We start from the raw sequence: 5,298 nt of genomic DNA, 5'->3' as shown, positions 1-5,298 counted from the left end.
CACCAGTTTTTCGTAATTGCCACCCGTGGCGCCATCAATGGTCACGCTCAACGAGCTGCCGCCCGCCAGCGGGCTGTTCGGCGCGACGTAGTTGACGCTGCCGGTGGTTTCGCCAACGGCGATGGTGATGGTCTGACCGTTGGACAGGCTGACGATCACCGGCGAACCGGTCACTGGCGCGCCCACGGTGGCGGTGTAAACCACGGTTTCGCCTTCGGCGACGTTCGCAGTGGCGCTCAGCGACACGGTGGTGGTGTCGATGGTGTCGTTGACTGTGGTCACCGCCGGCGCTGTGCTGGTGACGAGGTTTTCGAAGTTGCCGCCGGTTGCGCTCTGGATGGTCGCTTCAACGCTGCCGGCGTCTTTATAGACGTCGTCTTTCGGTGCATCGACGGTCACGGTGCCGGTGGTTTTGCCGGCCTCGATGAGGATAGTCGCACCGTTCGACAGGGTCACGGTGACCGGTGTGCCAGCGGCGTTGCTCAAAGTCGCGGTGTAGGTGATCTGGCCGCCTTCGTTCACCGCGCCGGTCGCGCTGAGCGACAGGTTGGTGGTGTCGACGGTGTCGGTCACGGTGCTGCTGACCGGGGTCTGGTCGGCAACGAGGTTTTCGAAGTTACCGCCGCTGACGTTGGTGATCGAGTTGGTCAGCGGCGCGTGGCCGGCGAGTACGTCGTTCGGCGCGGTGGTGCTCACGCTGCCGCTGGTCTTGCCGACTTCGATAGTGATGTTCTGACCATTGGCCAAGGTGACGACCACAGGCGAACCGGTGACCGGCGCGCCGACGGTGGCGGTGTAGGTGACGGTGCCACCTTCGGCCGCGGTTTCGGTGGCGGTCAGTTTGACCGTCGAGGTGTCGACGGTGTCGGTGACATCGGTAACCGCTGGCGTGGTGCTTGGCACCAGGTTTTCGAAGTTGCCGCCAGTGGCGTCCTTGATCGTGACTTCAACTTTTCCGGCGTCTTTATAGACGTCGTCGGCAGGTGCCGGAACGGTGACGGTGCCGGTGGATTTGCCAGCCTCGATGGTGATCACCGCGCCGTTGCTCAGATTCACGGTCACCGGGGTACCGGCCGGGTTGCTCAGGGTCGCGGTGTAGACAATCGAACCGCCCTCGGCCACGGAGCCGGTCGCGGACAGCGACAGGTTGGTGGTGTCGGCGACGTCGGTTACCGAGGTCACCGCCGGGGTTTGGTCGGCGACGAGATTTTCGTAATTGCCACCACTGGCGCCGTCGATTTTCACGCTCAGGGTGTTGCCGCCGGCCTGTGCATCGTTCGGCGCGGTGAAGTTGACGCTGGCGCTGCTGGCGCCGACCGGAATGGTGATGGTCTGGCCGTTGGACAGGGTCACCAGCACTGGCGAACCGGTGACCGGGGCGGTCACGGACGCGGTGTAGACAACCACGCCGCCTTCTATCGCGCTGGCGCTGGCGGTCAGCGAAACCGTGCTGTTGTCGATGGTGTCGGTGACATCAGTTACCGCAGGAGTCTTGTCGATCACCAGGTTTTCAAAGTTGCCGCCGCTGGTCTTGGTGATGCTCGCATCGACCTTGCCGGCGTCCTTGTACACATCATCGCCAGGCGCGGCTACGGTCGCAGTGCCAGTGCTCGCACCCTTGGCAATGTTGATCACCGCGCCGTTGCTCAGGGTCACGCTCATGGCGGTGCCGGCCGGATTGCTCAGGGTCGCGGTGTAGACGATCGAGCCGCCCTCGGCAACGCTGCCAGTGGCGCTCAGGCTGATGTTGGTGGTGTCGACGGCGTCGGTGACTTTAGTCACCACAGCCGAACGATCGGCCTCGACGCGCTCGAAATCGCCGCCGCTGTGGCTGGCGATCGCCGTCCGCACGTTGCTGCCATCGATGTACGGCGTATTGGCGGGCGCCGGGAAATTCACCGAACCGCTGGTAGCACCGGCAGCGATGTTGATCACCGCGCCGTTGGCCAGGGTCACGGTCATTGCAGTACCGGCCGGGTTGCTCAGGGTCGCGGTGTAGGTGATCTGGCCACCTTCGCTGACGGTATCGCTGGCGGTCAGGGTCAGTGCGGTTGTGTCGACGGTGTCGTTGACCGTGGTGCTGACCGGAGTCTTGCTGACGTCGAGTTTCTCGAAGTTGCCGCCGCTGGCGTCGGTCATGGTTACGGTGAGCTTGCTGACGTCCTTGTAGACGTCATCGCTCGGTGCGGCGATCGTCACCGAACCGCTGGTCTTGCCGGCTTCGATGGTGATGGTCTGGCCGTTGCTCAGGTTGACGGTTACCGGCGTTTGCGCGGCGTTGGTCAGCGTTGCGGTGTAAGTGATCGAAGAGCCTTCGAGCACATAGCTTTCTGCGCTGAGGGTCAGGTGCGTGGTGTTGACCGTGTCGGCAACGTTGGTCACCGCAGGCGTAGTGCTCGGCACCAGATTTTCGAAGTTGCCGCCGGTGGCGTCCTTGATGGTGACTTCGACTTTGCCGGCGTCTTTGTAGACGTCATCGGCAGGTGCCGGAACGGTCACGGTGCCGGTGGTCTTGCCCGCTTCAATGGTGATGACCGAACCGTTGCTCAGGTTGACGGTGACCGGCGTACCGGCCGGGTTGCTCAGCGTCGCGGTGTAGGTGATCTGCCCGCCTTCATTGACGTTGCCGGTGGCAGTCAGCGCGATGCTGGTGGTGTCGACGGTGTCGGTCACGGTGGTGCTGACCGGGGTCTTGTCGGCGACCAGATTTTCGAAGTTGCCGCCGCTGACGTTGGTGATCGAGTTGGTCAGTGGTGCGTGACCGATCTGCACGTCATTCGATACCGGGGCGGTGACGCTGCCGGTGGTCTGGCCGACGGCGATGGTGATGCTCTGGCCGTTGGCCAGGGTCACGACAACAGGCGTGCCGGTGACGGGCGCGCCGACAGTGGCGGTGTAGGTGACGGTTCCGCCTTCGGCTACCGAAGTGTCGGCGGTCAATTTGACCGTCGAGGTGTCGATGGTGTCGGTGACTTGAGTGACCGCTGGCGTGGTGCTCGAGACGAGGTTCTCGAAGTTGCCGCCGGTGGCGCTGGTGATGGTGGCCTGCACGGAGCCTGAGTCTTTGTAGACATCGTCGGACGGAGCCGGGAAAGTCACATTACCGCTGGTTTCGCCTGCATTGATGGTGATGACGGCGCCGTTCGACAAGGTCACGGTCACTGGCGAGCCAGCAGCGTTGGTCAAGGTCGCGGTGTAAGTGATCTGGCCGCCTTCAGCCACGGAAGCGGTCGCGCTCAGCGACAGATTGGTGGTGTCGGCCACGTCGGTGACGGTGGTCGAAACTGGAGTGTTGTCCGCCACCAGATTTTCGAAGTTACCGCCGGTTACGCCAGTGATCGAGTTGGTCAGCGGGGCGTTGCCGGTCAAGGCATCGTTCGGTGCAGTGTAGGTGATGGAGCCAGTGGTCTGGCCGACGGCGATGGTGATGTTCTGGCCGTTGGCCAACGTCACGACGACAGGCGAGCCGGTGACTGGCGCGCCGACGGTGGCGGTATAAGTCACGGTGCCGCCTTCGGCAACCGAGGTGTCTGCGCTCAGCTTCACCGTCGAGGTATCGACGGTGTCAGTGATTTCGGTCACTGCCGGCGTAGCGTTCGGCACCAGATTTTCGAAATTGCCGCCGGTGGCGTCCTTGATGCTGACTTCGACTTGGCCGGCGTCCTTGTAGACGTCATCGGCAGGCGCTGGAACGGTAACGGTGCCGGTGGTTTTGCCGGCATCAATGGTGATCACCGAGCCGTTGCTCAGGGTCACGGTTACCGGTGTGCCGGCCGGATTCGTCAGCGTGGCGGTGTAGGTGATCTGGCCACCCTCGGCCACAGAGCCGGTGGCGCTGAGGCTCAGGCCAGTGTCATCAACCGAGTCGGTGATGGTGGTCACGGCAGGTGTGGTGTTTGGCACCAGGTTTTCAAAGTTGCCGCCGGTAGCGCCAGTGATGGTCGTGCTGACGGTGCTGCCGTTGCTGTACACATCATTGGCCGCAGTCGGCACGTTGACGGTGCCAACGGTCTCGCCAGCGGCAATGGTGATGGTCGAGCCGTTCGACAGGGTGACGGTCACCGGCGTCTGCGCTGGATTGGTCAGTGTCGCGGTATAGGTGATCTGACCGCCTTCAACAATGTTGTTGGTCGCGGTCAGCGTCAGGCCGGTGTTGTCGACCGAGTCGGTGATCGTAGTGACTGCTGGCGTGGTGTTCGGCACCAGGTTTTCGAAGTTGCCGCCAGTAGTCCCGGTGATCGTCGTGCTGACGGTGCTGCCATTGTTGTAAACGTCATTGGCCGCAGTGGGCACGTTCACGGTGCCAACGGTCTCGCCCGCAGCAATGGTGATGGTCGAACCGTTCGACAGGGTGACGGTAACTGGCGTCTGCGCTGGATTAGTCAGCGTTGCGGTGTAAGTGATCTGACCGCCTTCAACAATGTTGTTGGTCGCGGTCAGGGTCAGGCCAGTGTCATCGACCGAATCGGTGATGGTGGTGACCGCAGGCGTGTTGCTTGGCACCAGATTTTCGAAATTGCCACCGGTAGCGCCAGTGATCGTGGTGCTGACGGTGCTGCCATTTTTGTAAACGTCATTGGCCGCAGTCGGCACGTTGACGGTGCCGACGGTTTCGCCAGCCGCGATGGTGATGGTCGAGCCGTTGGACAGCGTGACGGTTACCGGGGTTTGTGCCGGGTTGGTCAAGGTCGCGGTGTAGGTGATCTGGCCGCCTTCAACAATGTTGTTGGTCGCAGTCAGGGTCAGGCCAGTGTCATCGACCGAATCGGTGATGGTGGTGACCGCAGGCGTGTTGCTTGGCACCAGATTTTCGAAATTGCCACCGGTAGCGCCAGTGATCGTGGTGCTGACGGTGCCGCCATTGTTGTAGACGTCGTTGGCCGCAGTCGGCACGTTGACGGTGCCGACGGTTTCGCCAGCCGCGATGGTGATGGTCGAACCGTTCGACAGAGTGACGGTTACCGGGGTTTGCGCCGGGTTGGTAAGGGTCGCGGTGTAGGTGATCTGACCGCCTTCAACAATATTGTTGGTCGCGGTCAGGGTCAGGCCGGTGTTGTCGACCGAGTCGGTAATGGTGGTAACGGCTGGCGTCGGATTCGGCACCAGATTTTCGAAATTGCCACCGGTAGCGCCGGTGATCGTGGTCGTAACGGTGCTGCCATTGTTGTAAACGTCATTGGCTGGGGTCGGCACGTTGACGGTGCCGGTAGTCTGGCCAGCGCCAATGGTAATGGTCGAGCCGTTCGACAGCGTGACGGTTACCGGAGTTTGCGCCGGGTTGGTCAAAGTCGCCGTATA

At 62.3% G+C, this 5,298-nt stretch carries 1 protein-coding gene; it reads right to left on the bottom strand.

The features are described 5' to 3' along the window. Nucleotides 1-5,298, bottom strand: a 5,298-nt coding sequence (locus OQK_RS31155; RefSeq protein ID WP_038861167.1) for an immunoglobulin-like domain-containing protein, incomplete at both ends; no start/stop codon positions are given.

The sequence above is a fragment of the Pseudomonas sp. R62 genome, assembly GCF_000257605.1.
In the GTDB taxonomy this organism is placed as follows: domain Bacteria; phylum Pseudomonadota; class Gammaproteobacteria; order Pseudomonadales; family Pseudomonadaceae; genus Aquipseudomonas; species Aquipseudomonas atacamensis.
Note: the sequence above shows the minus strand (reverse complement) of the source record. Positions and strands in the feature narration are given on the sequence as shown.